The organism is Pseudomonas sp. YNh, assembly GCF_037993085.1.
Lineage (GTDB): Bacteria > Pseudomonadota > Gammaproteobacteria > Pseudomonadales > Pseudomonadaceae > Aquipseudomonas > Aquipseudomonas putida.
On sequence record NZ_JBBMRJ010000001.1, the window covers coordinates 384,903 to 411,650 of the forward strand.

General features: G+C 63.6%; 28 protein-coding genes. 9 read left to right on the forward strand and 19 right to left on the reverse strand.

Annotated features, from left to right (window positions below; genetic code table 11):
- Positions 1–37 precede the first annotated feature (37 nt).
- The gene (cysK, locus tag WF331_RS01630) at positions 38–1,012 is read right to left on the reverse strand and encodes a cysteine synthase A (protein ID WP_016498392.1); all 975 of its coding nucleotides are present in this window, start codon (positions 1,010–1,012) and stop codon (positions 38–40) included.
- Between the two features lie 134 nt (positions 1,013–1,146).
- Here cysK and WF331_RS01635 point away from each other — a divergent pair, with 134 nt between their 5' ends.
- The 3 genes from WF331_RS01635 (at position 1,147) to WF331_RS01645 (ending at position 4,478) form a co-directional block, all read left to right on the forward strand.
- Positions 1,147–2,220 carry a DUF748 domain-containing protein gene (locus WF331_RS01635; RefSeq protein WP_340622597.1) on the forward strand — a complete coding sequence of 358 codons (1,074 nt, stop codon included), beginning with the start codon at positions 1,147–1,149 and terminating at the stop codon, positions 2,218–2,220.
- A gap of 220 nt (positions 2,221–2,440) precedes the next feature.
- Complete coding sequence (locus WF331_RS01640) at positions 2,441–3,286, forward strand: AAA family ATPase (protein ID WP_016488585.1); 846 nt, start codon at positions 2,441–2,443, stop codon at positions 3,284–3,286.
- A gap of 13 nt (positions 3,287–3,299) precedes the next feature.
- Positions 3,300–4,478 (forward strand): vWA domain-containing protein, encoded by a 1,179-nt coding sequence (locus WF331_RS01645; protein WP_284359854.1) that lies wholly within the window; start codon positions 3,300–3,302, stop codon positions 4,476–4,478.
- A gap of 114 nt (positions 4,479–4,592) precedes the next feature.
- Here the strand turns inward: WF331_RS01645 and WF331_RS01650 are convergent, their stop codons facing one another.
- The 4 genes from WF331_RS01650 to WF331_RS01665 are packed head-to-tail and all read right to left on the reverse strand — an operon-like array spanning position 4,593 to position 8,265.
- On the reverse strand, positions 4,593–5,510 hold the full coding sequence (locus WF331_RS01650; protein ID WP_340622598.1) for a 5-oxoprolinase subunit C family protein: 918 nt from the start codon (positions 5,508–5,510) through the stop codon (positions 4,593–4,595).
- Complete coding sequence (gene pxpB / locus WF331_RS01655; protein WP_016498388.1) at positions 5,507–6,193, reverse strand: 5-oxoprolinase subunit PxpB; 687 nt, start codon at positions 6,191–6,193, stop codon at positions 5,507–5,509. Before pxpB ends, WF331_RS01650 begins: the two co-directional genes overlap by 4 nt.
- Positions 6,190–6,969, reverse strand: coding sequence for a 5-oxoprolinase subunit PxpA (locus WF331_RS01660; protein WP_340622599.1), 780 nt, complete (start codon positions 6,967–6,969; stop codon positions 6,190–6,192). Before WF331_RS01660 ends, pxpB begins: the two co-directional genes overlap by 4 nt.
- Positions 6,970–6,978: 9 nt before the next feature.
- Positions 6,979–8,265, reverse strand: coding sequence for an MFS transporter (locus WF331_RS01665; RefSeq protein ID WP_340622600.1), 1,287 nt, complete (start codon positions 8,263–8,265; stop codon positions 6,979–6,981).
- Positions 8,266–8,395: 130 nt separating this feature from the next.
- Between WF331_RS01665 and WF331_RS01670 the strand changes: the two genes are divergently transcribed.
- Positions 8,396–9,307, forward strand: a complete 912-nt coding sequence (locus WF331_RS01670) for a LysR family transcriptional regulator (protein ID WP_063427355.1) — start codon at positions 8,396–8,398, stop codon at positions 9,305–9,307.
- A gap of 70 nt (positions 9,308–9,377) precedes the next feature.
- Here the strand turns inward: WF331_RS01670 and WF331_RS01675 are convergent, their stop codons facing one another.
- The 3 genes from WF331_RS01675 to WF331_RS01685 are packed head-to-tail and all read right to left on the reverse strand — an operon-like array spanning position 9,378 to position 11,197.
- Positions 9,378–9,899 carry a DUF2937 family protein gene (locus tag WF331_RS01675; RefSeq protein ID WP_016498385.1) on the reverse strand — a complete coding sequence of 174 codons (522 nt, stop codon included), beginning with the start codon at positions 9,897–9,899 and terminating at the stop codon, positions 9,378–9,380.
- A gap of 9 nt (positions 9,900–9,908) precedes the next feature.
- Entirely contained in the window at positions 9,909–10,682 is a 774-nt protein-coding gene (locus WF331_RS01680) for a class II glutamine amidotransferase (RefSeq protein ID WP_016498384.1), read from the reverse strand.
- A 17-nt stretch (positions 10,683–10,699) separates the two neighbouring features.
- Positions 10,700–11,197 (reverse strand): MFS transporter, encoded by a 498-nt coding sequence (locus WF331_RS01685; protein ID WP_174371433.1) that lies wholly within the window; start codon positions 11,195–11,197, stop codon positions 10,700–10,702.
- 92 nt (positions 11,198–11,289) lie between these two features.
- Here WF331_RS01685 and WF331_RS01690 point away from each other — a divergent pair, with 92 nt between their 5' ends.
- Positions 11,290–13,332, forward strand: coding sequence for a S9 family peptidase (locus WF331_RS01690; RefSeq protein WP_340622601.1), 2,043 nt, complete (start codon positions 11,290–11,292; stop codon positions 13,330–13,332).
- A gap of 178 nt (positions 13,333–13,510) precedes the next feature.
- On the opposite strand, the gene WF331_RS01695 is transcribed toward WF331_RS01690, so the two are convergent.
- Complete coding sequence (locus WF331_RS01695) at positions 13,511–13,789, reverse strand: hypothetical protein (RefSeq protein WP_049276925.1); 279 nt, start codon at positions 13,787–13,789, stop codon at positions 13,511–13,513.
- A gap of 132 nt (positions 13,790–13,921) precedes the next feature.
- Here WF331_RS01695 and WF331_RS01700 point away from each other — a divergent pair, with 132 nt between their 5' ends.
- Positions 13,922–14,293, forward strand: coding sequence for a YajD family HNH nuclease (locus WF331_RS01700; protein WP_016488597.1), 372 nt, complete (start codon positions 13,922–13,924; stop codon positions 14,291–14,293).
- A gap of 71 nt (positions 14,294–14,364) precedes the next feature.
- Complete coding sequence (locus tag WF331_RS01705; RefSeq protein WP_016498381.1) at positions 14,365–14,835, forward strand: RNA methyltransferase; 471 nt, start codon at positions 14,365–14,367, stop codon at positions 14,833–14,835.
- A 173-nt stretch (positions 14,836–15,008) separates the two neighbouring features.
- Here WF331_RS01705 and WF331_RS01710 read toward each other — a convergent pair whose 3' ends face one another.
- From WF331_RS01710 to WF331_RS01730, 5 genes are all read right to left on the reverse strand, one after another.
- A complete protein-coding gene (locus WF331_RS01710) occupies positions 15,009–16,499 on the reverse strand; it encodes an aldehyde dehydrogenase (RefSeq protein WP_049276923.1) in 1,491 nt (496 codons plus the stop codon).
- A 13-nt stretch (positions 16,500–16,512) separates the two neighbouring features.
- Positions 16,513–17,406 carry a dihydrodipicolinate synthase family protein gene (locus WF331_RS01715; RefSeq protein WP_016498379.1) on the reverse strand — a complete coding sequence of 298 codons (894 nt, stop codon included), beginning with the start codon at positions 17,404–17,406 and terminating at the stop codon, positions 16,513–16,515.
- A 69-nt stretch (positions 17,407–17,475) separates the two neighbouring features.
- Positions 17,476–18,804, reverse strand: a complete 1,329-nt coding sequence (locus WF331_RS01720) for an MFS transporter (RefSeq protein WP_284359867.1) — start codon at positions 18,802–18,804, stop codon at positions 17,476–17,478.
- 183 nt (positions 18,805–18,987) lie between these two features.
- On the reverse strand, positions 18,988–20,307 hold the full coding sequence (locus WF331_RS01725; protein ID WP_049276919.1) for an NAD(P)/FAD-dependent oxidoreductase: 1,320 nt from the start codon (positions 20,305–20,307) through the stop codon (positions 18,988–18,990).
- 61 nt (positions 20,308–20,368) lie between these two features.
- A complete protein-coding gene (locus WF331_RS01730) occupies positions 20,369–21,085 on the reverse strand; it encodes a GntR family transcriptional regulator (RefSeq protein WP_151326035.1) in 717 nt (238 codons plus the stop codon).
- Between the two features lie 300 nt (positions 21,086–21,385).
- Between WF331_RS01730 and WF331_RS01735 the strand changes: the two genes are divergently transcribed.
- A complete protein-coding gene (locus WF331_RS01735) occupies positions 21,386–21,724 on the forward strand; it encodes a YgaP family membrane protein (RefSeq protein WP_016498375.1) in 339 nt (112 codons plus the stop codon).
- A gap of 89 nt (positions 21,725–21,813) precedes the next feature.
- Here the strand turns inward: WF331_RS01735 and WF331_RS01740 are convergent, their stop codons facing one another.
- Together WF331_RS01740 and WF331_RS01745 are read right to left on the reverse strand one after the other, a co-directional pair.
- Complete coding sequence (locus WF331_RS01740) at positions 21,814–23,022, reverse strand: hypothetical protein (RefSeq protein WP_016498374.1); 1,209 nt, start codon at positions 23,020–23,022, stop codon at positions 21,814–21,816.
- Positions 23,023–23,063: 41 nt separating this feature from the next.
- Complete coding sequence (locus WF331_RS01745) at positions 23,064–23,513, reverse strand: YcgN family cysteine cluster protein (RefSeq protein ID WP_016498373.1); 450 nt, start codon at positions 23,511–23,513, stop codon at positions 23,064–23,066.
- A gap of 143 nt (positions 23,514–23,656) precedes the next feature.
- Between WF331_RS01745 and WF331_RS01750 the strand changes: the two genes are divergently transcribed.
- The gene (locus tag WF331_RS01750; RefSeq protein ID WP_016498372.1) at positions 23,657–24,250 is read left to right on the forward strand and encodes a nitroreductase family protein; all 594 of its coding nucleotides are present in this window, start codon (positions 23,657–23,659) and stop codon (positions 24,248–24,250) included.
- Positions 24,251–24,362: 112 nt separating this feature from the next.
- On the opposite strand, the gene WF331_RS01755 is transcribed toward WF331_RS01750, so the two are convergent.
- From WF331_RS01755 to rnd, 3 genes are read right to left on the reverse strand one after another with little or no spacing between them, the layout of a single operon-like run.
- Entirely contained in the window at positions 24,363–25,295 is a 933-nt protein-coding gene (locus WF331_RS01755) for a D-2-hydroxyacid dehydrogenase (RefSeq protein ID WP_016498371.1), read from the reverse strand.
- 2 nt (positions 25,296–25,297) lie between these two features.
- Complete coding sequence (locus WF331_RS01760; RefSeq protein ID WP_016498370.1) at positions 25,298–25,591, reverse strand: YcgL domain-containing protein; 294 nt, start codon at positions 25,589–25,591, stop codon at positions 25,298–25,300.
- Positions 25,588–26,721 carry a ribonuclease D gene (gene rnd / locus WF331_RS01765; RefSeq protein WP_016498369.1) on the reverse strand — a complete coding sequence of 378 codons (1,134 nt, stop codon included), beginning with the start codon at positions 26,719–26,721 and terminating at the stop codon, positions 25,588–25,590. Before rnd ends, WF331_RS01760 begins: the two co-directional genes overlap by 4 nt.
- Between the last annotated feature and the right edge of the window lie 27 nt (positions 26,722–26,748).

Consider the following 26,748-nt stretch of genomic DNA (forward strand, 5'->3'; position numbering starts at 1 on the left):
GCCGCCAAACGTTGCGCCGGATCAGCGGCGAGGCCGATTACTGCTGGTTTTCCTGCTCGCTGAACATGTCGCTGAACAGCATGCTCGACAGATAACGCTCACCCGAATCGGGCAAAATTACGACGATGGTCTTACCCTGCATTTCGGGTTTTTCGGCCAGGCGCACCGCGGCGGCCATTGCCGCACCACACGAAATACCACAAAGGATGCCCTCCTCCTGCATCAGGCGAATGGCCATGGCCTTGGACTCTTCATCGGTCACCGTCACCACTTGGTCGACAATCGACAGGTCGAGGTTTTTCGGCACAAAACCGGCGCCAATGCCCTGGATCTTGTGCGGGCTGGGCTTGAGCTCTTCGCCCGCCAGGGTCTGGGTGATCAGCGGCGATGACACGGGCTCGACAGCCACCGACAGGATTGCCTTGCCCTGGGTGTGCTTGATGTAGCGCGACACACCGGTGATGGTGCCGCCGGTGCCCACGCCCGCCACCAGTACGTCGACTGCGCCGTCAGTGTCGTTCCAGATTTCCGGGCCGGTGGTTTTTTCGTGGATGGCCGGGTTGGCCGGGTTCTCGAACTGGCCAGGCAGGAAATACTGGGCCGGGTCGGAGGCGACGATTTCGTTGGCCTTCTCGATGGCGCCCTTCATGCCTTTTGCCGGCTCGGTCAGCACCAGTTCGGCGCCCAATGCCTTCAACACCTTGCGCCGCTCCAGGCTCATGGAGGCTGGCATGGTCAGCATCAGCTTGTAGCCACGGGCGGCGGCAACAAAGGCCAGGCCGATACCGGTGTTGCCCGAGGTAGGCTCGACGATGGTCATGCCCGGCTTGAGCTTGCCGCTGCTCTCTGCGTCCCAGACCATGTTCGCGCCAATGCGGCATTTGACCGAGTAGCCCGGGTTGCGCCCTTCGATCTTGGCCAGGATGGTCACGCCACGCGGGGCGATGCGGTTGATCTGCACCAGCGGTGTGTTGCCGATGGAGTGGGCGTTGTCTGCAAAGATACGGCTCATGGCAGGGGTCCTTGGCATGAAAAACAGCAGGGAAAGACCCCAAGGGTAAGCCCCGACCGGTGGCCCGTAAAGCCTGTTCGAACTCGACCGGGCGCGTTGCGGTCAACCACACATCCCGCCTTGGAGACGCCCTGATGAGAGCCCGTTACCGCTGGCCGCTGATCGGCCTGGGCAGCCTGATCGTGCTGCTGGTAGCCCTGCACCTGGCCCTGCCCTACCTGGTGCGCGATTACCTGAACGACAAACTGGCCGACATGGGTGATTACCGTGGCCAGATCGCCGACGTGGACCTGGCCTGGTGGCGCGGCGCATACCAGATCAACGGGCTGAAGATCGTCAAGACCAGCGGCAAGGTACCGGTACCGTTTCTGGACGCGCCGCTGATCGACCTTTCGGTGAGCTGGCATTCGCTGTGGTCCGACAGAGCGGTGGTGGCCGAGGTGACCTTCGTGCGCCCGGAGCTGAACTTCGTCGACGGTGGCACCAAGCAAGCGTCGCAGACTGGCCGGGGTACCGACTGGCGCCAGCAACTGGAAAAACTGCTGCCCATCACGCTCAACGAAGTGCGCATCGACAATGGCGTGCTGACGTTCCGCAACTTCAACTCCAAGCCACCGGTCGACCTCAAGGCCACCCAGCTGAACGCCAACATCCGCAACCTGACCAATGTTCGAGACCCCAAAGGCCGTCGCGATGCGAGTTTCGAAGGTACTGCCCTGATCGCGGGCGATGCGAAGGTAGAAAGCCGTGCCACGTTCGACCCGTTCAGTGATTTCGATGACTTCGAATTCAGGCTGCGCGCCACCGGCATCGAGCTACGCAAATTGAACGACTTCGCCAGCGCCTATGGCAAATTTGATTTCAATGCCGGTCACGGGGACGTGGTCATCGAGGCGCAGGCGGAAAACGGCCGGCTAAACGGCTACATAAAACCGCTGCTGCGTGATGTCGATGTATTCGACTGGCAACAGGACGTCGAGGAAAAGGACAAGGGCTTCTTCCGCTCGGTGTGGGAAGCGGTGGTGGGGGCGACCGAGACGGTGCTGAAAAACCAGCCGAAAAACCAGTTTGCCACCCGGGTGGAGCTCAGTGGCAGCGTGCGCAAGCAGGATATCAGCGCCTTCGGGGCGTTTTTGCAAATCCTGCGCAACGGGTTTATCCAGGCGTTCAATGCCCGATACGAGCGAGGGGCGCCGGATTCCGACTGAGTGGGCGTGACGGGGCATTCAGGGACTGAATACCCGGTCTGCGTTTCCAGCCGCTCAACCCCGCGTTATAGTCGGTAACAAATCGAAAACAGGTGTTGGGCCTTTCGCGGGCACGCCCGCTCCCACAGGTAACCCACAGCTCCAGGAATGTGTGCAATACCTGTGGGAGCGGGCGTGCCCGCGAAGAGGCCCTGACAGGCATACGGCAGAGGACAGACCCATGAAGTTCGAAGGCACCCGCGACTACGTCGCCACAGACGACCTGAAACTGGCGGTAAACGCGGCCATCACCCTCGAACGCCCGCTGCTGGTCAAGGGCGAGCCCGGCACCGGCAAGACCATGCTTGCCGAGCAGCTGGCGGCCTCGTTCGGCGCACGGCTGATCACCTGGCACATCAAGTCCACCACCAAGGCCCACCAGGGCCTGTACGAGTACGACGCGGTCAGCCGCCTGCGTGACTCGCAGCTGGGCGTGGACAAGGTGCACGATGTGCGCAATTACCTGAAAAAGGGCAAGCTGTGGGAGGCTTTCGAGGCTGATGAGCGGGTCATCCTGCTGATCGACGAAATCGACAAGGCCGACATCGAGTTCCCCAACGACCTGCTGCAAGAGTTGGACAAGATGGAGTTCTACGTCTACGAAATCGACGAGACCATCAAGGCCAGACAGCGCCCGATCATCATTATTACCTCCAACAACGAAAAAGAGCTGCCGGACGCGTTCCTGCGCCGCTGCTTCTTCCACTACATCGCCTTCCCCGACCGCACCACGCTGCAGCAGATCGTCGACGTGCACTACCCGAACATCAGCCAGTCGCTGGTCAGCGAAGCCCTGGATGTGTTCTTCGACGTGCGCAAGGTGCCGGGCCTGAAGAAAAAACCGTCCACCTCCGAGCTGGTCGACTGGCTCAAGCTGCTGATGGCCGACAACATCGGTGAAGCCGTACTGCGCGAGCGCGATCCGACCAAGGCCATCCCGCCGCTGGCCGGCGCGCTGGTAAAAAACGAGCAAGACGTGCAGTTGCTGGAGCGCCTGGCCTTCATGAGCCGGCGCGGCAACCGCTGACAGGAGCCGGGCCATGCTGCTCAACCTGTTCAATGAAATGCGCGCGGCCAAGGTGCCGGTGTCGGTACGCGAGTTGCTGGACCTGCACCAGGCCCTGCAAAAGCATGTGGTGTTCGCCGACATGGACGAATTCTACTACCTCGCGCGCGCCATCCTGGTGAAGGACGAACGCCATTTCGACAAGTTCGACCGGGCCTTTGCCGCCTACTTCAAAGGCCTGGAAAACCTCGACCGCCACATTGAGGCGCTGATCCCCGAAGACTGGTTGCGCAAGGAGTTCGAGCGTTCGCTCACGGATGAAGAGCGTGCGCAGATCCAGTCCCTGGGTGGCCTGGACAAGCTGATCGAGGAATTCAAGAAACGCCTTGAGGAGCAAAAGGAACGCCATGCCGGCGGTAACAAGTGGATCGGCACCGGCGGCACCAGCCCGTTCGGCTCGGGTGGCTTCAACCCCGAAGGCATCCGCGTGGGCGAGGCTGGCAAACGCCAGGGCAAGGCAGTAAAGGTGTGGGACCAGCGCGAGTACAAGAACCTCGACGACCAGGTTGAACTGGGCACGCGCAACATCAAGCTGGCCCTGCGCCGGCTGCGCAAGTTCGCCCGTGAAGGCGCCGCCGAAGAGCTGGATATCGACGGCACCATCGACCATACCGCGCGCGACGCCGGCTTGCTGAACATCCAGATGCGCCCCGAGCGGCGCAATACGGTAAAGCTGCTGTTGCTGTTCGACATCGGCGGCTCGATGGACGCCCACATCAAGGTTTGCGAAGAGCTGTTCTCGGCCTGCAAGACCGAGTTCAAGCACCTGGAGTACTACTACTTCCACAACTGCGTGTACGAGTCGGTGTGGAAGAACAACCTGCGCCGCACCTCGGAGCGCTATTCCACCTTCGACCTGCTGCACAAGTATGGCGACGACTACAAAGTGGTGTTCGTCGGCGATGCGGCCATGGCGCCCTACGAAATCACCCAGCCGGGCGGCAGCGTGGAGCACTGGAACGAAGAGGCCGGGTATGTGTGGCTGCAGCGCTTCATGGAAAAATTCAAGAAGATCATCTGGATCAACCCGTACCCCAAGCAGGCCTGGGACTATACCGCATCGACCCATCTGGTGCGGGACCTGATCGAGGACAAGATGTACCCGCTGACCTTGCAGGGGCTGGAAGAAGGGATGCGCTACCTGTCCAAGTGATGTTGCCGGTGCCGGCCTTTTCGCGGGCTCGCCCGCTCCCACAGGTGCACCACAGACCCTGAGGTTTGTGGAATACCTGTGGGAGCGGGCAAGCCCGCGAAAGGGCCAGCAGCCTTACAACCAACGGCCCATGTAAACCTGGTGCTCACGCCAGGCCTCATCCTGCACCACCGCCCTGAACCGCGCCACCGCCCCCGGCATGCACTGCGCCAGTTGCGCCAGCGCCAACGGCGTCAACGCCCCCAGCCGCGGATATCCGCCAATGGTCTGGCGATCATTGAGCAACACAATCGGCTGCCCATCAGGCGGCACCTGCACCGCCCCCAGCGGTATCCCTTCAGAAATCATCGGCGCCCCCTGGTAAACCAGCTGCGGCCCCAATAGGCGGATGCCCATGCGGTCAGCCCGGCTGTCCAGCGTCCACTCCCGGTTGAAGGCTTCGAACAGGCTGGTACCGCTGAAATCACCGATCTGTGCGCCCATCACCAGGTCGAGCACAGGCTTTTCTGCGTACTGCGGACGCAGCGCTGGCGGCACCTCGCGCAGGGTTGCATCGCTACCGGTAAACGCTAACGCCTGGCCTTTGGCCAGCGCCGCACCCTGGCCACAGATGCCACCCAGTGCTTCACGTACCACCGTGGCACAACTGCCCAGTACATCTTCGCCCAGGAACCCGCCCGGTGCCGCCAGGTATGCTCGCACACCCTGCTTTGGCTGCTTCAGGGTCAAGCGCTGGCCCTTGCCCAGGGCAAAGCTGCGCCAGGGCGCGACAGGCTGGTCATCGACTCGGGCATCCAGGTCGGCACCGGCCAGGGCCAGCACGCAGTCCTGTTCGGCCACCATGCAAAAGCCACCCAGCGCCACCTCGACCACCGGCGCCCCCAACGGGTTGCCCAGCAGCCAGTTGGCCCAGCGCATCGCCACCCAGTCCAGCGCCCCGCCCTGGGTCACGCCCAGGTGGCGTACGCCAAAGCGCCCGGCGTCCTGCAACTGGCACAGCGGCGTGCTGGCCTCGATCTTCAATTGCTTCATCCTTGGGCCTCCACGTCGCCGCCCATCGCCAGGAACTCGCTGCGCGAAACCGGCACGAAACGCACCCGGTCGCCGGGTTGCAACAGGCTGTAGCCGTCACGGTCACGGTCGAACAGGCGCACCGGCGTGCGCCCGATCAGGTTCCAGCCACCCGGCGATACCGCCGGATACGCCGCCGTCTGGCGCTCGGCGATGCCCACGCTACCCGCCGCCACCCGCTTGCGCGGGGTGCTCAGGCGTGGGCTGGCCAGGCGTTCGTCGACCAGGCCCATGAAACCGAAACCGGGGGCGAAGCCCAAGGCGAACACGGGATAATCACGTTCGCTGTGCAAGCGCACAACCTCGGCTTCACTCAGCCCGCTGCGGGCCGCCAGCACAGGCAGTTCAGGGCCGACGCTGGCGTCGTACCACACCGGGATCTCGTGGCGCCGGCCGCCGCTGCCGGTGTCTGGCTGCAAACCCTCCAGCGCCTGGTTGATCAGCGCCCTCGCCTCGCCCGGTGGCAGGTCGAACTGCACCATCAGCGTGGTGTAGGACGGCACCAGGTCCAGCAGGTGCTCGCCGAACACGCCGCTCAGGCGCTGGCTGGCGGCGAGCATCCACGGCATGTTGGCCTCGTCGATCCGGTCGAACAGGCGCACCATCAGGCTGTCGATGGCCACCACTTCGATACGCGCTTTCATTGCGGCTCCAGGGCGTCGAGAGCCTGGCGTATCTGCCGCACCGCCGCCACCGAACTGTCGTTGTCGCCATGCACGCAGAGGGTGCTGGCCTGCAGGCGCAGGGCGCTGCCATCGTCCGCCACCAGCGTATCGCCACGGGCCAGGCGCACCGCCTGCTCCACCACCAACGCCGGGTCGTGATGCACCGCGCCAGGCAAACGGCGCGACACCAGGTGGCCGCTGGCGGTGTAGGCGCGGTCGGCGAACGCCTCGAACCACAGCGGCACACCGATTTCATCGCCCAGGGCCTGGGCGGCGCGGTTGTCGGCGGTGGCCATCAGCATCAGAGGCAGGTTGCTTTCGTAGGCCGCCACAGCTTCCAGTACGGTACGCAGCTTGAGCGGGTCGGCCATCATGTCGTTGTACAGCGCGCCATGGGGCTTCACATAAGCCACGCGGCCACCCAGCACTTTGCAGATGCCGTCCAGCGCACCGATCTGGTAGTGCAGCAGGTCGCGGATTTCCTCGGGGCTGCAGGCCATGGAGCGGCGGCCGAAGCCGACCAGGTCCGGGTAGGCCGGGTGCGCGCCGATGGTTACCCCATGCTCCAGCGCCAAGGCCACGGTGCGGCGCATGATGCCGGGGTCGCCGGCGTGGTAGCCACAGGCAATGTTGGCGCAATCGATGTAGGGCATTACCTCGGCGTCCAGGCCCATGCGCCAGCTGCCGAAACTCTCGCCCATGTCGCAATTGAGTAGCAGGCGTTCCACCACGCGGTCTCCCTTGTTGTTGTTCATAGGCTTACCTTACCGCGCCTGCAGCTGTTTGCCGCGTGTTTCCGGCAGGCTCAGGGCCGCCACGATCACAATGCCGTAGGACACCGCAGAGAACACCCCGATACCCACGCCCAGCGGCACGTTCTGGCCGAGCATGCCGATCAGCAACGGGAACAACGCCGCAATGACCTTGCCAATGTTGTAGCAGAAGCCCTGCCCCGAACCACGAATGCGCGTAGGGAACAGTTCGGTCAAAAACGCCCCCATGCCGCTGAAGATGCCCGAGGCGAAGAAGCCCAGCGGGAAGCCCAGCCACAACATCACGCCATCGCTGACCGGCAGCTGCGTGTATAGCAGCACGATGACGAACGAACCCACGGCGAACAGGATGAAGTTCTTCTTGCGCCCCAGCAGATCGGACAGGTACGCGCTGACCACATAGCCCACGTAGGAGCCGACAATCACCATGGCCAGGTAGCCACCGGTGCCCAGCACGCTCAGGCCACGCTCGTTCTTGAGAAAGGTCGGCAGCCACGAGGTGATGGCGTAGTAGCCACCCAGTGCACCAGTGGTCAGCAGCGACGCCCGAACGGTGGTCCAGAGCATGCCCGGGGCGAAGATTTCGTAGAAGTGCGAAGGTGCCTCGGCGCTTTCCACCGCCTTGGCCTCGCGGTACACCTCCGGGTCCTTGACCAGGCGGCGCACGAAGATCACGAACACCGCCGGTACCAGCCCCAGCAGGAACAGCGCGCGCCAGGCCTGTTCTGGCGGCAGCCAGGAGAACAGCAGCGCGTAGAGAATCGCCGTGAGGCCCCAGCCGATGGCCCAGCCGGACTGCACCATGCCTACCGCCTTGCCACGGTCCTGGGCACGGATCACCTCGCCGATCAGCACCGCGCCAGCGGTCCATTCACCACCGAAGCCAAAGCCCATAAGGGTCCGGGCGATCAGCAACTGTTCGTAGTTCTGGGCAAAGCCGCAAAGGAAGGTAAAGAAAGCGAACCACAGCACCGTCAATTGCAGGGTGCGCACCCGGCCGATGCGGTCGGAAAGGATTCCGGCGATCCAGCCGCCCACGGCCGAGGCGATCAGCGTGCTGGTATGGATCAACCCGGCTTCGGTGGTGGTGATGCCCCACAGCATGATCAGCGTGGGGATGACAAAACTGAGCATCTGCGTGTCCATGCCGTCCAGGCCATAGCCGATCTTGCAACTCCAGAAGGTGCGCCGTTGCTGTTTGTCGATGTCGCGGTACCAGGCGAAAGGCCCGGACGACGGTGGAGAACTGACCTGCTGCTGCACGCCGGTGGGGTTCATGGATGCCTCGGCTTGTTGGTATTGTTTTATGGGCGACATAAAGCGTCGCGGCCTGGGTGCCATTGTTCAGAGGCCGCGACAACTGAGTCCAACGATAAAAACCGCCGGTCTGGAACAAGAAAAACTGATCATGAACCTTCGCTTCCTCGAAACCTTCGTCTGGGTCGCCCGGCTGAAAAGCTTCCGCCTGACGGCAGAAAAGCTGTTCACCACCCAAGCTTCCGTGTCCAGCCGCATTGCCGCGCTGGAGGCAGACCTTGGTGTGAAGCTGTTGCTGCGCGATTCGCGCGGGGTGAGCCTGACCCCGGAAGGCGGCAAGGTACTGGAGTACGCCGAACGCATGCTGGAAACCGCCAAGGCCATGAAGCAGTCGCTGGACAGCGACCGGGCAAAAGTCGGGCGCATTCGCATCGGGGTGATGGACACGGTGATCCACACCTGGATGAGCGCGCTGGTGGCCGAGTTGACCGAGCGTTACCCGCAGATGGAAATCGAACTGGTGGCCGACACCGCGTTGAACCTGCGCGAGCAGTTGCAGAAGGGTTTTCTCGACGTGATTTTGCAGACCGACCTGCTGCGCGAGCAGTCGATCCGCAGCCTGGACCTGGCGCGCTACCCGATGGGCTGGGTAGTGGCTGCCGGCTCTCACCAGCACCGGGACTATGCGTCGCTGGCCGAGCTTGGGCGCGAGCGCATCATTACCTTCTCGAAAAATTCACGGCCGCACCAAGAAGTGCTTAGCCTGCTGCAGGCTGCGGGGGCAGAGGCGCCGCGGTTGAACTGCGTGAACTCGGTGGCGGCGATTACCCGGCTTTTGCGCGACGGCTTTGGCATTGGCGCTCTGCCGCCGGCATTAGTGGATGCCGAGTTGGGCCGGGGTGAGCTGGTGTTGCTTCAAGGGCTGCAACCGCCGCCTAGCCTGGAGTTGGTGGTGGCGTGGCAGACAGGGGTGGCGTTGGTCGATGAAGTGGTCGGGGTGTGCAGACAGGTGCTGGAGCGGTATGCGCGGGATGTGGGTGGGCAGCGGATAGTACTCATCTGACCGGCTAACGCGGTCTTTGTGGGAGCGGCCTTGTGTCGCGAAAGGGCCGCTCCCACAGGCGCCGTGCAGCCTAGCGCCAGCTTTCTTTCACCGCCCTGCGCCGCCCGCCCAGGATCACCCAGCCAAGCCCCAGCAACAGGCTTTCAACCACGAAGGCCAGCACAAACCCCGCGCCAACACCCCAGCCAATCGCCTCGGGCACCAGCAGGATCTGGTAGCTGTAACCATTGAGCGTTTCTTCGCGCAGCTGCGGGTCGGCCTGCACCAGCACATGCCAGGTACGCTGGGCCCAAGGCCCTTGCAGCGCCTGCCATTCGTTTTCCAGCAGTTGGTTGCGGATCATCAGGCTTTCGATGCTGTTGGCATCACTGTTGAACACCGGGTCGTCACTGCTGCGGTAATGCTGCAGCAACGCCTGCAAGTCGCCCTTGAAGAAGCGCTCGGCCGTTTGCCGGAACCCATCAAGCGCCTCGCGTGATTCGAACAGGTGCGCCTCCACCCGTTGGCTATAGTCCTTGACCAGCCCCGGGACCTGGATACCGGCCAGCAGGCCGAAGGTGAACAGCAGCAACCGCAGGTAACTTCTGAACATGCAGCGTCCTTAGCTCTGGCCGTGCGCCACGCACTCGCCGTGCCGCCACAGGGCCCATTGACCCGGCTCGTAGCGGTGCCAGGTCTCGTTCTCGGTCAAGGCCTCGGTGGCAATCACCGTGACCACGTCGTTGGGGGTGGTTTCGGTATGAAAATCGACGATCAGGTCGACATCCTTCAACCGCGCGGCGCCAAACGGCGCACGGCGGGTAATGTGCACCAGCTTGGTCGAGCAGAAGCAGAACAGCCAGTCGCCGTCGCTGAGCATGCAGTTGAACACGCCCAGGCCACGGTAGCCGGCACAGGCTTCGACCAGCACCGGTAGCAGCTGTTCCACCGGCACCGGCTCGGGGAAGGCGCTGCGGATGCGGTTGAGCAGGTCGCAGAAAGCCGCTTCGCTGTCGGTGTCGCCCACGGGCCGGTAGAAACTGGCCAGGCCCTTGAAATCGCCCAATTGCCCGTTGTGCGCGAAACACCAGTTGCGGCCCCACATTTCCCGCATGAACGGGTGGGTGTTGGACAGGCACACCCGGCCGACGTTGGCCTGGCGGATATGGCCAATTACCACTTCGCTCTTGATCGGGTAGCGCTGCACCAGGTTGGCCACTTCCGACTCGCTGCTCGCGGCCGGGTCCTGGAACAGGCGCAGGCCACGGCCTTCGTAGAAACCGATACCCCAGCCATCACGGTGCGGGCCGGTACGGCCACCGCGCTGCATCAGGCCGGTGAAGCTGAAAACGATGTCGGTGGGGACGTTGGCACTCATGCCCAGCAGTTCGCACACAGGCGTGTCTCCTCCGTTTACAGACGGGGCTCGACCCGGCCATTGCTGCGGGGTGCGGCAGGGCGTGGGTCGTCGCGGTAACGGTCGCCGCGCTCAGCGGCCAAGGGCGCTTGCCCGCCGACCTGGTTATCCTCGTCCGCCTGGCGCTTGGCGGCGGCCTCGGCTTGCGCACGGCGCTCGTTGGCGCGCTTTTCCAGCGGCCAGCGCAGCAGCACGAAGAGGAAATACAGGCCGAAGGCGATCATGCCGTACATGGCGAAGTCGGACACCGCACGCCAGGCGTTGTTACCGACCTTGAAGGCGACATCCAGGGCGGTGATGGCGATGGCCGGGGCGAAGCTGTCCTTGACCGGGTCGACCACGGTCGGGGTCAGCAGCAGCACTGCCAGCACCACCCGCAGCGGTTCGCGCAGCCAGCGCCACATCCAGCCGGTGACCTTGAAGGCCACCAGCAGGCAGCCCAGGGCGGCCACGGCGTACAGGCCCCAGGCGAAGGTGTAGTCGTTCTCGGTCATGGTGTTCGTGCAAGCCAGGCAAAGAGATGCCTATGATAAACACTTTTCCGGGCGCAGACAGTGTTTGCCTGTCCCTAGCCAAGAGATCACCAATGCCCAACAAGCCTCAGCCGCCCATCGCCCACGCCGACAACGCCACCGACCCGTACGCCTGGCTGCAGCAGCGCGACACCCCCGAGGTACTCGCCTACCTGCAAGCCGAAAACGCCTACCAGGAAGCCTGCCTGGCCGACCAGGCGCCGTTGCGCGAGCAATTGTTCGAAGAGATCAAGGGCCGCATCCTGGAAACCGACCTGTCGCTGCCGGCACCCTGGGGCCCTTACCTGTATTACACCCGCACCACCGCAGGCGACGAATACCCACGCCACTACCGCTGCCCGCGCCCGGCCGACGACTCGAACACCGTCGATGAAAGCCAGGAGCAGCTGCTGCTCGACCCCAACGCCCTGGCCAATGGCGGCTTCCTGTCGCTGGGGGCGTTCAACGTCAGCCCCGACCACCGCCTGCTGGCCTACAGCCTCGATACCAGCGGCGATGAAATCTACACCCTGTACGTCAAGGACCTGGCCACTGGCAGCATCACCGCCCTGCCCTTCGACGACTGCGACGGCAGCCTCACCTGGGCCAACGACAGCCAGACGCTGTTCTTCGCCGAACTGGACGACACCCACCGGCCTTGGCGCCTGCGCCGCCACACCCTGGGCAACGACGATGCGCCGACGGTGTTCGAAGAACCAGACGGGCGCTTCTTCCTGCACTGCTACCGCACCAGTTCCGAGTGCCAGCTGGTGCTGCTGCTGAACAGCAAGACCACCAGCGAGGCCTGGGTACTGGACGCCGAAACCCCGCAGGCGCCGTTCACCTGCCTGGCGCCGCGTGTCGAAGGCCATGAGTACTTCCCCGACCATGGCCAGCTCGATGGCGAGTGGCGCTGGTTCATCCGCACCAACCAGGACGGTATCAACTTCGCCCTGTACCACGCCCCGGTCACACCGGTGCCCAGCCGTGAACAATGGCAGGTGCTGGTGGCACACCGCGATGCGATCATGCTCGAAGGCCTCAGCCTGAATGCCGGCGCCCTCACCCTGAGCCTGCGCGAAGGCGGCCTGCCGATCATCGAAGTTCGCCCGCAAGGCCTGCCGGCCTACCGCGTGGAACTCCCCGACGCTGCCTACAGCCTGTACGTGCAGGACAGCCTGGAGTTCGCCAGTACGCGCATACGCCTGCGCTACGAGGCGCTCAACCGCCCAGCCCAGGTGCGCCAGCTGGCGCTGGCCACGGGCGCCCAGGCGGTGCTCAAGGAAACCCCGGTGCTGGGTGCGTTCGATGCCGATGACTACGTGAGCGAGCGCCTGTGGGCAACCGCCGCGGACGGCACCCAGGTGCCGATCAGCCTGGTGCGTCGCCGCCAGGACCTGGGCAAAACCGTGCCGCTGTACCTGTACGGTTACGGCGCCTATGGCGAAAGCCTCGACCCGTGGTTCTCCCATGCCCGCCTGAGCCTGCTGGAACGCGGCGTGGCCTTTGCCATCGCCCACGTGCGCGGCGGCGGCGAGCTGGGCGAAGCCTGGTACCGCGCCGGCAAGCAGGAGCACAAGCCCAACACCTTCAGCGACTTCATCGCCTGCGCCGAGCACCTGATTGCCGAGGGCGTGAGTACTGCCGAGCGGCTGGCCATCAGCGGCGGCAGCGCCGGCGGCCTGCTGATAGGCGCAGTGCTGAACCTGCGGCCCGAGCTGTTCCGCTGTGCGATTGCCGAAGTGCCGTTTGTCGACGTGCTCAACACCATGCTCGACCCCGAGCTGCCACTGACGGTGACCGAATACGACGAATGGGGCAACCCGGAAGAGCCGGAGGTGTATGAGCGGATCAAGGCGTATGCGCCCTACGAAAATGTAAAAGCGCAGGCCTACCCGGCGATGCTGGTGGTAGCGGGCTACAACGACAGCCGCGTGCAGTACTGGGAAGCAGCCAAGTGGGTAGCGCGCTTGCGGACGCGCAAGACCGACAACAACCTGCTGCTGCTCAAGACCGAGATGGGAGCTGGGCACGGCGGGATGAGCGGGCGGTACCAGGGGTTGAAGGATGTGGCGCTGGAATATGCGTTCGTGTTTGGCGAGCTGGGTGTGGCATAAAATTCGAGCACCCGCGCGGCCCCTGTGGGAGCGGGTTTACCCGCGAAGAAGGCACCGCGGTGGTTGGCACGGGCTTCGCCCGTGTTCGCGGGTGAACCCGCTCCCACAGGGACCGCGGTGGATCTTGTCATTGCGCACATGCGTTCTTCCCACAGCGGCCGGTGCAGGCGCGCCGTATTCAATCATCCTGCACCGCCGGCTTCGGCGGGTCTTGCCGCACCCCCGGCAATGGCTGGTCCTTCGGCGGCCCGGGCACTGGCATTGGCGGCAACAAGGGCGCCCCCGGCTGGCTGTCGTAGGCCTTGGGCGGTGTACTCGGGGTTATCTGCGGGTATGGCGTGGGCGTGGGCGTACCCGGTGCACCAGGCACTGGCGTAGTGAGTCGTGGTGGCGTGCTGGCAGCTTCGGCCATGGGCAGGCCAGCCATCAACAACGCGGTGAGGATCGCGTGAAACATCAGCAACCTCCTGTCGGGAACCTGCTTACAGGCTACGCCTAAATCACCGCTTTCGCCTGTCCGCCTGCCCTGCAAGCGCGCTAGACTCAATGCCATAACCGTCATCTGCCTGATCAGAACAAAGGAAACACCATGAGCTCCACCTCTTCCGCCGCCGCCACCGCGCGCCTCGACCGCATCCTGGCCGATGCCAAGCGTGACAAGGAAATGGGCTACCGCGACAAGGCCCTGAGAATGTACCCGCACGTGTGCGGCCGCTGCGCCCGCGAATTCGCCGGCAAGCGCCTGAGCGAGCTGACCGTGCACCACCGTGACCACAACCACGACAACAACCCGCAGGACGGCTCCAACTGGGAGCTGCTATGCCTGTACTGCCACGACAACGAGCATTCGCGCTACACCGACCAGCAGTACTTCAGCGAAGGCTCCACCAGCACGCCGAGCATCGCCAAGGCCACCCACAACCCGTTCGCCGCGCTGGCGGGCATGTTGAAGAAAGACTGACTATCGATTCGGCCCCCGCTACTACCGGGCAGCCCGTATAATCGCGCTTTTTTCGCGAAGGGCCCCGGTACGTGGCAAACAAACGATACAGCTGCATCGGCCTGTTCAACCCCAAGTCGGCAGAAAACGTCGGCTCGGTGATGCGCGCTGCGGGCTGCTATGGCGTCAATTCGGTGTTCTACACCGGCAAACGCTACGAACGCGCGCGTGACTTCGTCACCGACACCAAGCGCGTGCACTACGACATCCCGTTGATCGGCATCGATGACCTGCAGCGCATCATCCCGCTGGGCTGTACGCCGGTGGCCGTGGAGCTGGTGGAAGGTGCGCGCCCACTGCCGGACTATACCCACCCGGACCGGGCCATCTACATCTTCGGGCCGGAAGACGGCAGCCTGAGCCCCGAAGTGCGGGCGTGGTGCGAAGAAACCATCTACATCCCCACCGAAGGCTGCATGAACCTGGCGGCGACAGTGAACGTGGTGCTGTATGACCGCTTGGCCAAAGGGCTGAATACCCGCTCGGGGCCCAAGTTCAAATAAAAAGGCCGCCACTGCGACAGCGGGACCGGCCTCTTCGCAGCGCAAGGCTGCTCCTACAACAGCGGGCAGTGTGAGCCCGGTAGGAGCAGCCTTGTGCTGCGAAAGGGCCAGCCCTGCCAGCACAGGGCGGCCAGGTGCTGAGCTCCGTCAGAACAGCACCGCTCTTGCTCAGATCACGAAGCGTTGATCCAGATGGTCTTCAGCTCCGTGTACTGATCGTGTGCCCAGATGGACTTGTCGCGCCCACCAAAGCCAGACTCTTTGTAGCCACCGAACGGCGTAGTCACGTCACCTTCGCCGAAGCAGTTGACCGTGACCACACCCGCGCGGATTTCCCGCGACAGGCGCAACGCATTGCGCAGGCTGCCGGTGTACGCCGAAGCCGCCAGGCCGTAGATGGTGTCGTTGGCCAGCTCGATGGCTTCATCGATGGTCTCGAAGCTGGTCACGCTCAGCACCGGGCCAAAGATTTCTTCCACGAACAGCTTGTTGTCGCGGCCCACGTTGTCGACGATGGTCGGCTGCACGTACACGCCTTGCTCGGTTTCGCCACCCTGGACAATGCTGAGTTTTTGCTCGGCAGCGTATTCCAGGTACGACTTCACCTTCTCGAAGTGCGACTTGCTCACCATGGCGCCCAGGCGATTGTCCGGGTCCATCGGGTCGCCCAGTTTCCAGTCCTTCAGGTGCTTGGCCATCAGGCCCAGCAGCTCATCCTTCACATCCTTGTGCACGATCAGCCGCGAAGAAGCAGAGCAGTTCTCGCCCATGTTCCAGAACGCGCCGGCGGTGACGAACTGGGCCACTTCGTCCAGGTCTTCGCAGTCGTTCATGACCACGGCCGGGTTCTTGCCACCTAGCTCCAGGACGATGCGCTTGAGGTTGGACTCGGCCGCGTATTTCAGGAACAGCCGGCCAGTGTCGGTGGAGCCGGTGAAGCTGACCATCGGGATGTCCATGTGGCGGCCGATGGCCTCGCCCACTTCACGGCCACCACCAGGCACCAGGTTGAACACACCGGCCGGAATACCAGCCTCATGGGCCAGCTCGGCCACGCGCAGTGCGCTGAGGGTGGTCTCCTTGGCGGGCTTGACCACGATCGAGCAACCGGCGGCGAGCGACGGGGCGATCTTCCAGGCCAGCATCAGCAGCGGGAAGTTCCACGGCAGCACCAGGCCGACCACGCCTATGGCTTCACGCACCACCATGGTCACGGCAGCATTGCCGGTCGGGGCAGTGGCGTCGTAGATCTTGTCGATCAGCTCGGCGTGCCAGCGAATGGTGTGGATGGTTTCCGGCACATCGACGGTCTGGCACTCGCTGACCGGCTTGCCGCTGTCCAGCGCTTCCAGCACCGCCAGTTCGTGGGCGTTGTCTTCCAGCAGCTGGGCGAACTTCTGCAACACGTGCTTGCGGTCGTTCGGCTGCATCTTCGACCAGGTGCCCTCTTCGAACACACGCTTGGCAGCCGCTACGGCCACGTTGACGTCATTGACGTCACAGGCGGCGACTTCGGCCAGTTGCTTGCCGGTGGCCGGGTTGGTGGTGACGAAGGTGCGGCCCGAGATGGCATCACGGAATTCACCGTCGATAAATGCCTGGGTGCGCAGTTGCAGGTCAGCGGCGATGGCCGCGTATTGTTCCTTGCTCAGCAATTCAGCCATTTTTCCAGCCTCCTTATTTGATCTGGGCGATGGTGGCCTTCAGTTCGCTGACCACACGTTGCAGTTCCTGCTTCTCGCCAGCGTCGAGGTCGTACAGCGGCTTGCGCACGCCACCGGTGCTCAAGCCATTGAGGGCGCAGCCGTACTTGATCGACTGGACGAACTTGCCACCTTCCAGGAAGTCCATCAGCGGCATCATGGCGGCCATGATCTTGCGGCCTTTGGCAAAGTTCTTTTCGATCACGCAGGCCTCGTACAGGGCCACGTGCTCACGCGGAATGAAGTTGGAGCCGGCGCAGACCCAGCTCTGGGCGCCCCAGGCGAAGAACTCCAGGGCCTGGTCGTCCCAGCCGCACGACAGCTGGATGTTCGGGCGATGGATGGCCAGGCGGTGCAGTTGGGCCATGTCGCCGGAGCTTTCCTTGATGGCGACGATGTTCTTCACATCAGCCACGGCATCGAAGAACTCTTCGCCCATGCTTACGCTCATGCGGCCCGGGTAGTTGTAGAGCATGATCGGCAGGTCGGCAGCGGCGTCGACCGCTTTGACGTGCAAGGCGATTTCCTGTTGGGTCGGCAGGGCGTACGGCGGTGTGCCGACCAGCAGCGCGTCAGCCTTGATCTCCTTGGCGTGCTGGGCGAAAGCCACGGCGTCTTCGGTGCGGATGCCACCGGTGCCGACGATCAGCGGCAGGCGGCCGTGGAGCACGTCCTTGGCCTGGGCGGCCAGCTCGATGCGCTCCTGGGTGGTGTGGGCGTAGTACTCGCCGGTGGAGCCACCAATGATGACGCCGTGGATTTTCGACTCGACCAGGTATTCGAGGACCTCGGCGAACGCCGCCTTGTCGATCGAGCCGTCCGCAGCCAGCGGGGTGATTGCCGGGGTGTAGATGCCTTCGAATTTCACGGTAGGTTCTCCAGTGCGTTGCTCAGTGTTGTAAAGAGTCGCCACGCAACCACGCGGCGGCTTAAGGTTTCAGCTCAACGAAGCCGCTTGTTGCAGGTTCAGCGAACGGGTTTCCGGGGCCAGGGCGACCGAGAAGCCCAGGCCGACAAAGGTCACGGCGGCAGCGGCATACATGGTGGCGCCGATGCCATAGCTGTCGAGCGCGATGGGCACCAGCCAGGTGCCGACTGCCGCACCGATCCGCGACATGGAAGTGCCCACGCCCACGGCGCCGGCACGGATTTCGGTAGGGAACAATTCGTTGGGGTACACCAGTTGCAGCACTTGGGCGCCACCGATGAACAGGGCATAGGCACCGAACAGCACCAGGATCAGCATCTCGTTGCCATTGCTGAAGGCACCCAGGCCCAGCAGTGCCAGCCCAGACCAGAAGAAGCTGTGCAGCAGCGTGGTGCGCCGACCGAGGGTGTTGAGCAGGCGGGTGCCCACGATGCAGCCCACCACGAACAGGAAAGTGATGGCGATGGAGCCGATCGATGCCCAGTCACCTTTCAGGTTCAGCGCGCCCAGCACTTTCGGGGCGAATGCGTACACGGCGAATACCGGGATCACCGAGCAGGTCCAGAACATGGTGACGAACAGCATGCGTTTGCCGTAGCCGGAGTGCAGCAGGCTGAGGAACGACAGCTTGCGGGCCTTGGGCTCTTCCGGCAGGTTCTTCAGCGAAAAACCGTTGCCGTAGACGCGCTTGATCACCTGCTCGGCCTCGGCCAAGCGGCCTTTGCTGATCAGCCAGCGCGGCGATTCCGGGGTACCCAGGCGGATGGCGAACAGCAGCGCACCAATGACGGCAGCACTGGCCAGCACCAGGCGCCAGGCATCGTCGCCACCCTGGCGCAGGATGGCCTCACCGGCCAGGTAGGCGGTAGCGGCGCCGGCAAACCACAACACCGTCAGGGTAGCCAGGCGCGGGCCACGGTTCTTCTTGGGCAGGAACTCCACCAGCAGCGAAGTTGCAACCGGGTATTCGATGCCTACGGCAATGCCGATGGCAAACCGCAGCAGGAACAGAACCAGCGCCGACTCCACCCAGAACTGCGCGACCGAGGCCAGGATAAACAGGGTCGGGCCAACGAAAAACACGCGTTTGCGGCCGAAGCGGTCGGTTAGCCAACCGCCGAAAAAACCACCGAAGAAAATGCCGATCAACGCCGAAGCGGCGATCATGCCCTGCCAGAAACTGTTCAGGCTCAGGCCTGCAGACATCTGCACCATGGCCACGCCAATAATGCTCAGTACATAGCCATCGACGAACGAACCGCCGCCAGAACGCAAGGTCAGCAATTGGTGGAAGTTGTTGATCGGTACATCTTCAATCGAAACATTCGGATTTGTCATTGTTGTTCCTGCCATTTCGGCTACATGCACATTTTCAAGGCGAGCGTGTCCGCGAAACTGAAAACTGCCTTCAGCCCCGGGTGATCGGACGACGCATCTCGATCATAAAATTCGGGCAAGCCGTGCCCGTGCCGGCCAACTAACGCCGACGTAAAATGCTCTTTGGTCTAACTCAGGCAGCGATCAGCTTTCTTTGCCAGCGCGGAACTGCCCCCACATCAGGTTGGCGTTCAAGCCCAAGGAAACCAAGGGCTGCGGCGGGTTTGCACAAGGCCCTGGGGCATTGAGCAAAAACTCGATCAGTTCGTGCTTGTCGCCCGCCAGCCAGTCGGCCAGCAACTTGCCGGTGACCGTGCCTCGGGTAACGCCCAGGCCGTTACAGCACAGTGCGCCGACGACATTAGGCGCCAACTTGCCGAAGAAGCCCATGTGGTTGCGCGACAGTGCCAGCGCACCGCCCCAGGTATATTCAAAGTTCACCCCAGGCAACATCGGAAAACGCCGGGCGAACGATTCGCGGTGGCGCTGAACAAAGCGTTCCAGATATTTGCGGTTGCTACGGCCGTCGGGGTTGTAGCTGAAGCTGTTACGAATCAGCAGGCGGTTGTCGACGGTGCGGCGCAGGGTGGTGCCGAACGGGTCGGCCGGGATCACGCCCCAGTAGGGTTTACCGCCCAGGCGCGCCTGTTCTTCCTCGGTCAGCGGGCGGGTGATACTGGCGTAGGTAAACACCGGCAGCATGCGCCCCTTGAGGAAACCGAAGCTCATGCCGAAGGCGTTGGTGGTGAGCACCAGCTTGTCGGCGGTGATCGAACCCTTGGCGTGGCGCAGCACCACCTTGTCGCCGTACTCGACGTCGGTGATCGGTGTGTGCTCGTACAGCGAGACGTTGGACGGCAGGCTATCGGCCAGGCCTTTGACCAGCGCCGAGGGTTGCAACAAGGCTGTGCCTGGCGTGAACAGGCCTTTGCGGTAGAAATCCGTGCCGATATGATCGGGCAGGTCGCGGCCCTCGATCACTTCGTAGGGTTGACCCAGTTTGTCCAGGCCGCGGCGGTAGGCATCCAGCACGGCAATGCCGCGGTCTTCGATGGCCGCCTGGTATTTGCCGCAATGGCGGAACTGGCAATCGATGTTGTAGCGCTCGATCAGGTCCTTGAGGCATTGCTGCCCACCCAGGTTGAGCTTGAGGATCGTCCTGGCGATGTCGATGTCACCAATGTAATCCTCGGCGCCGATATCGTGCGGCAGGTCGATGGCAAAGCCGGCGTTGCGCCCGGAAGTGCCGAAGCCAACCTCCTGCGCTTCGACCAGTACGATCTCGTCATGCGGAAAGTTCGTTGCCAGCTGCCGCGCGGCAGCCAGCCCGGTGAAGCCTGCGCCGACCACCACCCAGCGCGCCTGGCTGTGCCCACTGTGGGCCGGCCGTGGCGTACGCGGTTTGCTCAGGTGGTACCAGCCACAGGTGGCATCATCGGCAGGTAACGAACTTATTCTTGTCATCTCACTAACCTGGATCTTGTTGTCGACGGGTGGTCAACGCCGGTGGCCTGACCCTGGTAATTCATATCTGAATCGGTACATCCAGCCCTTGCGGCGCGGCGTACTCGGCCATGCGGCGGCGCGACAGTTCGAAGTGATCGCGCACCAGCTGGCCAGCCGCTTGCGGGTCGCGGCGCTCGATGGCCTGAATCATCTGCTCGTGCTGCTCGCAGGCGATTTCGAGGTCGCGCTGCATGTCATCGGTAGTGGGATGGCGATAGAAAATCTTGCCCAATCGGGTGTGATCGATCAGCAGGCGACGCAGGCTCGGCATCAGGTAGTCGTTGTGCGCCATCTTGCCGATTTCCAGGTGGAAGGCGTCGTTGTAGAGCACGCGGTTTTCAACGTCGCGTTCTTCGATGGCCTGACGGAACTGGGCCTGGATAGCCTTGAGCACCTCGATTTCTTCAGCGCTGGCGTAAGTGGCGGCCAGCTGGGTAGTGGCCACGTAGATAAGCGGCGCCGCAACGTAGAAGCTGTGCAGCGACTCGTGATTCATGGCGGCGACGCGTGGCGCGCGGTTGGCTTCCAGCTCGATGTAGCCTTCAGCGGCAATCTGGCGCAGCAGCTCGCGGACCGGGGGGCGCGACAGGCCAAACTCGTCGCACAGGGCCAGTTCGTCCACCACGGCGCCCGGGGCCAGTTCCATGCTCATGATCCGGCGGCGCAGTGCTTCGGCGAGGACGGCTTTGCGGTCCTGCGGCACGTCTGCAGCGAGTGGTTGGACGGTGGCTTTCATGGCGGCCTTCTTTGTTGTCATAGAGCTGTGTCTACTATTTGTATAACGACTATAGGGCACTGTTAGACAATGTGTCTACAGCATTCTCGATGAACGGTGAAAACTGCCTGGCCCTTTGTTTTCAAGGGTTACAGCGGCTCCCGGGGTGTGATTAAACACCCTTGGGGGTGCATTGCCAAACCAGACAGGTAATTGGCCAAATGCGACACAGCGAGCACTTTTGGCGCCGCTGGGCGACCCGAATGAACGCCGGCGGCCTCCGGCAGGTCAGCTGCTTACATTTCACACGGAGGTCTTGCCATGCTCGATATCCACGCTGCTGCGGCTTCGCAGCATAATGTTCATGGTCTGGAGCGGGTCAGTTCGCTGGCCGGCGGGGCGCTGATGCTCAGCAAGGGGCTGCGCCATGGCGGGCTGGTCGGCTTGCTGCAGATGGTGGTGGGCGGTATTGCGGTGGCACGCGGGGTCAGCGGGCATTGCTCGACCAAGGCGTGGTGGCAGCGGCATCGGCAGGAGTACCACCGGTTGCGTTCGGATATTGAACGCAGTGCGGCGGAGCTGGAGGCGTTGAAGGCCAGTGCCAAGGCGGCGACGCGGGGAGTGACGGTGACCGGTAAGGATCCGTTGGCTGACAGCTGATCTTTTTATCGCCTGGACCGGCCTCTTCGCGGGGCAAGCCCGCTTCCACAGGTACCGCACAGTGTTGGAGGTGCAGCCGGCAGGGACGTCTAGCGCAACGCCTTGCTTTGTAGTACCTCGGACTTGCGGCCCAGCACGTTCTCGCTGATTTGCACGAACTCTTCGGTGGTTACGCTGGGCAGCCGCATCAGCCCGCGCACCACATCGTCCAGCGAACGCTTGGCCTGGGTATGAATGCGGATTTCCTTGTCCAGTGCCTGTAGCAGGATTACCCCGCGGGCTACCTGGGCCGGGCTTGCGCGTTCGCCCTTGAGCTGGGTGACCTTGGCGCCCTGCTTGCTCAGGCGCGCCTGCCAGGCCTGGTAGCGGTCATCGCTGACCCCGCCCGAACGGCGCAGCAACTCGCTGGCGTAGTAGTCGGTCAGGCTTTCCACCAGCCAGTCATTGCCGTCGCGCCCCCGGATCTGCGCAAACAGCTGCACCACTTCGCGCAGTAACGGGCTGCTGCCGTTCTCGCTCACCATCGGCCGGGCGCTGTGCAGGTACAGCGAACCCTGCGCGGCCATTGCCCCGCGCCACATGCCGTCACGGGCACCGACCAGCAGCAGCTTTGGCGGGTTGCGCGGGAACACCGCCTGCAGCTGCGGCCAGACGTAGGTCAGCAAGGTCAGGCTATCCATGCGCCGCATGCCCTGCCCCACCGGCGCGGCCACGGTGACCTCGGTATCGCCCAGGCGGGCACGGCGGCTACCCAGGTCGCCGGCCAGCATCCAGCCAGTCGGGCGGTCGAACAGGCGCGAAACGTTGTCAATGCGGAACTTGTCCTTGCCAATGCGTGGCCAGGAGGTCTCGATGCTCTTCCAGCCCTCGGGCAAGTCGAACGCCAGGCGCGCCACCAGCTCGGTGCCATCTTGCTGGTCAAGCCGCGCAGGCGGTACCAGCTGGTCGCCGAGGAACAGCGCCCAGTGCGGGGTAATACGTGAGGAATAGGCACCGCTTGCGAGCTGCTGGTCCAGCTGCACGCGGTAGCTGAGGCTGGTCTTGCCGGCCGCCGGCTGCCACACGCCACGCTGGCCCTTGAGTTGCCATTGGCCATCAGCCTGGAAGCCGCTGAAGGCACCCGCCTTGCCCAGGTCGAAGTCGAGGCTGCGCACAGCACTGCCTTCTGCCAGGGTCAGGCGGACTTCCGCCTGGCCACTGGCGGGCAACAGGCGCACCTGGTAGTCAAGGTCGACCTTTTTCGCCCAGGCTGGCGAACTGGCCATCAGGCCCAACAGCAAGAACAGCTGGCAACGCATACAGAAACTCCTTGTTTCCCCGTGGCAGCGGGCCGCGCCGGTCAGCTGGCGCGGAAGATCAGGTGGTCTTCCCAGTCGTCTTCGTGCACATCCTGCTCCCTGAGCATACGCCCCGACTGGGAAATGCGCTGTTCATGGACCTGCTGGCGATCGCCACAGACAAGATGGTGCCAGGCCGGCAGGTCCTTGCCCTCGCTGACCAGGCGATAACCGCAGGTGCTTGGCAGCCACGTGAACTGGTCGGCCTTGCCCGGGGTGAGCTGGATGCAGTCCGGTACATGCGCGAAGCGGTTGGGGTAGTCGCTGCACTGGCAGGTATCCATGTCCAGCAACTTGCAGGCGATACGCGTGTAATAGACGCTATTGTCGTCTTCGTCCTCGAGCTTTTGCAGGCAGCACAGGCCGCAGCCGTCGCACAGCGACTCCCACTCTTGCGGGCTGAGTTGTTCGAGGGTCTTGCGCCGCCAGAACGGCGCGTTTTCAGCGATCATCACACGGTTTCCTGCATTCATCTTGGGGCCACGGCGCGCGGCGGCGCCAGTCTAGAGCCTGGCCTTCGGCAAAGCCAGACCGCTTGTCAGTCGCGACGGGACGCAGTAGCGTGCCGCTTTCCCGTACGTTTGCAGGAGCTGTCATGAGCGCCACCCCCCGCATTGCCGATTACGCCATCAACGAACAGTTCATCAACCGCTGGTCGCCACGCGCCTTCACCGCCGAGCCGATCAGCGAAGAAACCCTGCTGAGCTTCCTGGAAGCCGCACGCTGGGCACCGTCGGCGTACAACTCGCAGCCTTGGCGCTTCCTGTATGCACGTCGCGACACGCCGAACTGGGAGCGCTACCTGAACCTGCTGGTGCCGTTCAACCGCAGCTGGGCGCAACAAGCCTCGGCGCTGGTGCTGATCATTTCCAAGACCACCTTTGCAGCCCCGGGCGCCACGGAAGAAAAACCGGCGCTGTGGCACACCTTCGACACAGGTTCCGCCTGGGGCCACCTGGCCCTGCAGGCCAGCATCAGCGGCTGGCATACCCATGGCATGGCCGGTTTCGACCAGGACCTGGCGCGTCAGGAACTGAAGGTTCCCGAGGGCTACGTGCTGCATGCCATGGTGGCGATTGGCAAGCTGGGTGACAAGGCCAGCCTGGATGAAGCGCTGCAGTCGCGTGAAGTGCCAAGCCCGCGCAAGCCGTTGAGCGAGCTGGCTGCCGAGGGTGATTTCAGCCTGTAAAGCCTGTGTAGGCTGCACTGGCCTCTTCGCGGGCTCGCCCGTTCCCACAGGCACGGTGTTGTACCTGTGGGAGCGGGCGAGCCCGCGAAGAGGCCGGCACAGGCAACATCAATCAGTAGCCCCGAGCGAAGTCCACTTCCCCACGCAACCCCTGCCCCGCTTCATAAGCCCGCACATTCTCGACAAACAACCGCACCATCGCCGCCGGCGAGGTGGGTGCCGAACTGTGCCCGGTCAGCAACAGCCCCCAGGCGGTCCAGAACGGGTGTTGTTTGGGTAGTGGTTCCTGCCGGCAGACATCAATCACCGCACCGGCCAGATGGCCTTCCTTCAGCGCTTCGACCAGGTCGGCATCGACCACAGCCACGCCACGCCCGGCATTGATGAACAACGCCGTGGGCAGGAAGCACTTGAACAGCGCCGCGTCATACAGGTCATGGGTAGCCGGGGTGTCCGGCAGCAGGTTGATCACGTAGTCGACCTGGCCAACCATGCGCGGCAAGTCGGCCAGGGCCGCCACCTCGACGAACGGTGCCTGTTCCCGGGCGGTGCTGGCCACACCGTACAGCACCACACCAAACGGTTGCAGGAACTCGGCCACACGCTGGCCAATGTCGCCGGTGCCGACAATCAGCACCTTGCGCCCTTCCAGCGTGCGCCCCGGGCGGTCATCCCAGCGCCGCTCGACCTGGCTGACCAGGCGCGACAGCACCTCGCGCTCATGGCCAAGCATGTAGGTCAGCATGTACTCGGCCATCACCTGGCCGAAAATGCCCACCGCACGGGTCAGGCGATAGTCACGCGGCAGGCCGTCGGCCAGCAACGGCGTGATACCGGCCCACGTCGATTGCATCCACTGCGGCTTGAGGCCCTGGCGCAGCAAACTTGCCAGCAGGTCCGGCTGGCCCAGCCACACCGTGCACTGCGATGCCTGCTGCGCCAGTTCGGCGGAGTCACCGCTGGTCAGGATTTCAACTTCAGGCGCTGTTTCACGCAATAGCCCGGCGTATCGAGCATGCTCATGCTCAGCAATCAGTACACGCATGGTCAGACCGGGTCGTTACGGCGCAGCAGCTCTTCGGGCAGGTGCTCGATGTACTCATCTTCCAGCGGCGGCATCTGCAGGTGGTAGCCCTGGTTGTCGAGGTTTTCCAACACCTTGGTGATGTCCTCGCGGGCCAGCTTGCGCTCGGGGCTGAGCACCAGGTCAAACGCGTGGATGGGGGTACCGAAGGCCGGCAGCAGCCCTTCGGGCACGCGCTCCAGGCCGTCAGCCTTGAGCACGTAGAGGTACATTTCGTTCTTGCGGGGGCTCTTGTAGATCGAGCAAATGCGTTTCATCGGGTCTCTCCGGCACCTGCGAGGTTGTCCAGCAGGGCCTGGCCCATGCGCTCACGGCGCCAGCCGCGCAGCGAATCGGGCAGTTGATAAGGGCCGTTGGGGTAGCCGCTCTTGAGCAGCGCCTCCAGGGCTTTCTTGCGCAGCATCAGCTCGGGGGTAATCCCCAGGCGCTCGCCTTCGGCCTGGCCGATGGCACGCAGCTGCTTGAGGATGCCGGCGGCCTCGATCGGCAACGGCTCGGGCAAGGGCGCTGGCCACTGCTCCGCTGGCAGACTACCGGCGCGCTTGATCAGCTGGATGAGGAACTCACCGTCCTGACGAATGGTGCGCGGGTGCATCTCGTCGATCTTGGCCAGCGCCGACAGGTTGCCTGGCTGGCTCTTGGCCATGGGCCACAACGAGTGTTCCTTGAGGATGCGGTTACGCGGCACATCGCGGTTGCGGGCTTCGCGCTCGCGCCAGGCGCACAGTTCACGCAGCACCGCCAGTTGCTGGGGGGCCAACTTCCAGGCGAGCTTGACGTCGCGGTACAGGCTTTCGGGCTCGACTTCACGACGCAATGCGGCCACCAGTTCGGCACCGTCCTCCAGCACCCAGGCGTACTTGTCGTCGGACAAGCGCGGGCGCAGCGCGGTGAACAGCTCGGCCAGGTGCACGGCATCCTCGGCAGCGTAGCTGACCTGGGTTTCCGAGAGCGGGCGCTGCAGCCAGTCGGAACGGGTCTCGCCCTTGGGCAGCTCGATACCCAGCACCTCTTGCACCAGGCGCGAATAGCCCATGCTGAAGCCCAGGTTCAGGTAACCGGCAGCCAGCTGGGTGTCGAACAGCGGCTGCGGCAGCTTGCCGGTCAGGCGCAGCAGCACTTCAAGGTCTTCGCTGCAGGCGTGCAGCACCTTGACCACGCCACTGTCTTCCAGCAGGTCGGCCAAGGGCTGCCAGTTGCCGATCAACAGCGGGTCGATCAGGAAGGCCCGCTGGCCGTCACCGATCTGAATCAGCCCGGCTTTCGGGTAAAAGGTGTCGACCCGCATGAATTCGGTGTCGACGGCGACAAAGGGCAGTTGGTGCCAGTCGCGGCAGTGTTCGGCCAGGCTCTGGTCGTCACGGATCCAGTGAATTTCGATGGCCACGAGGCTCTCCCACTAACATTGGCGCGC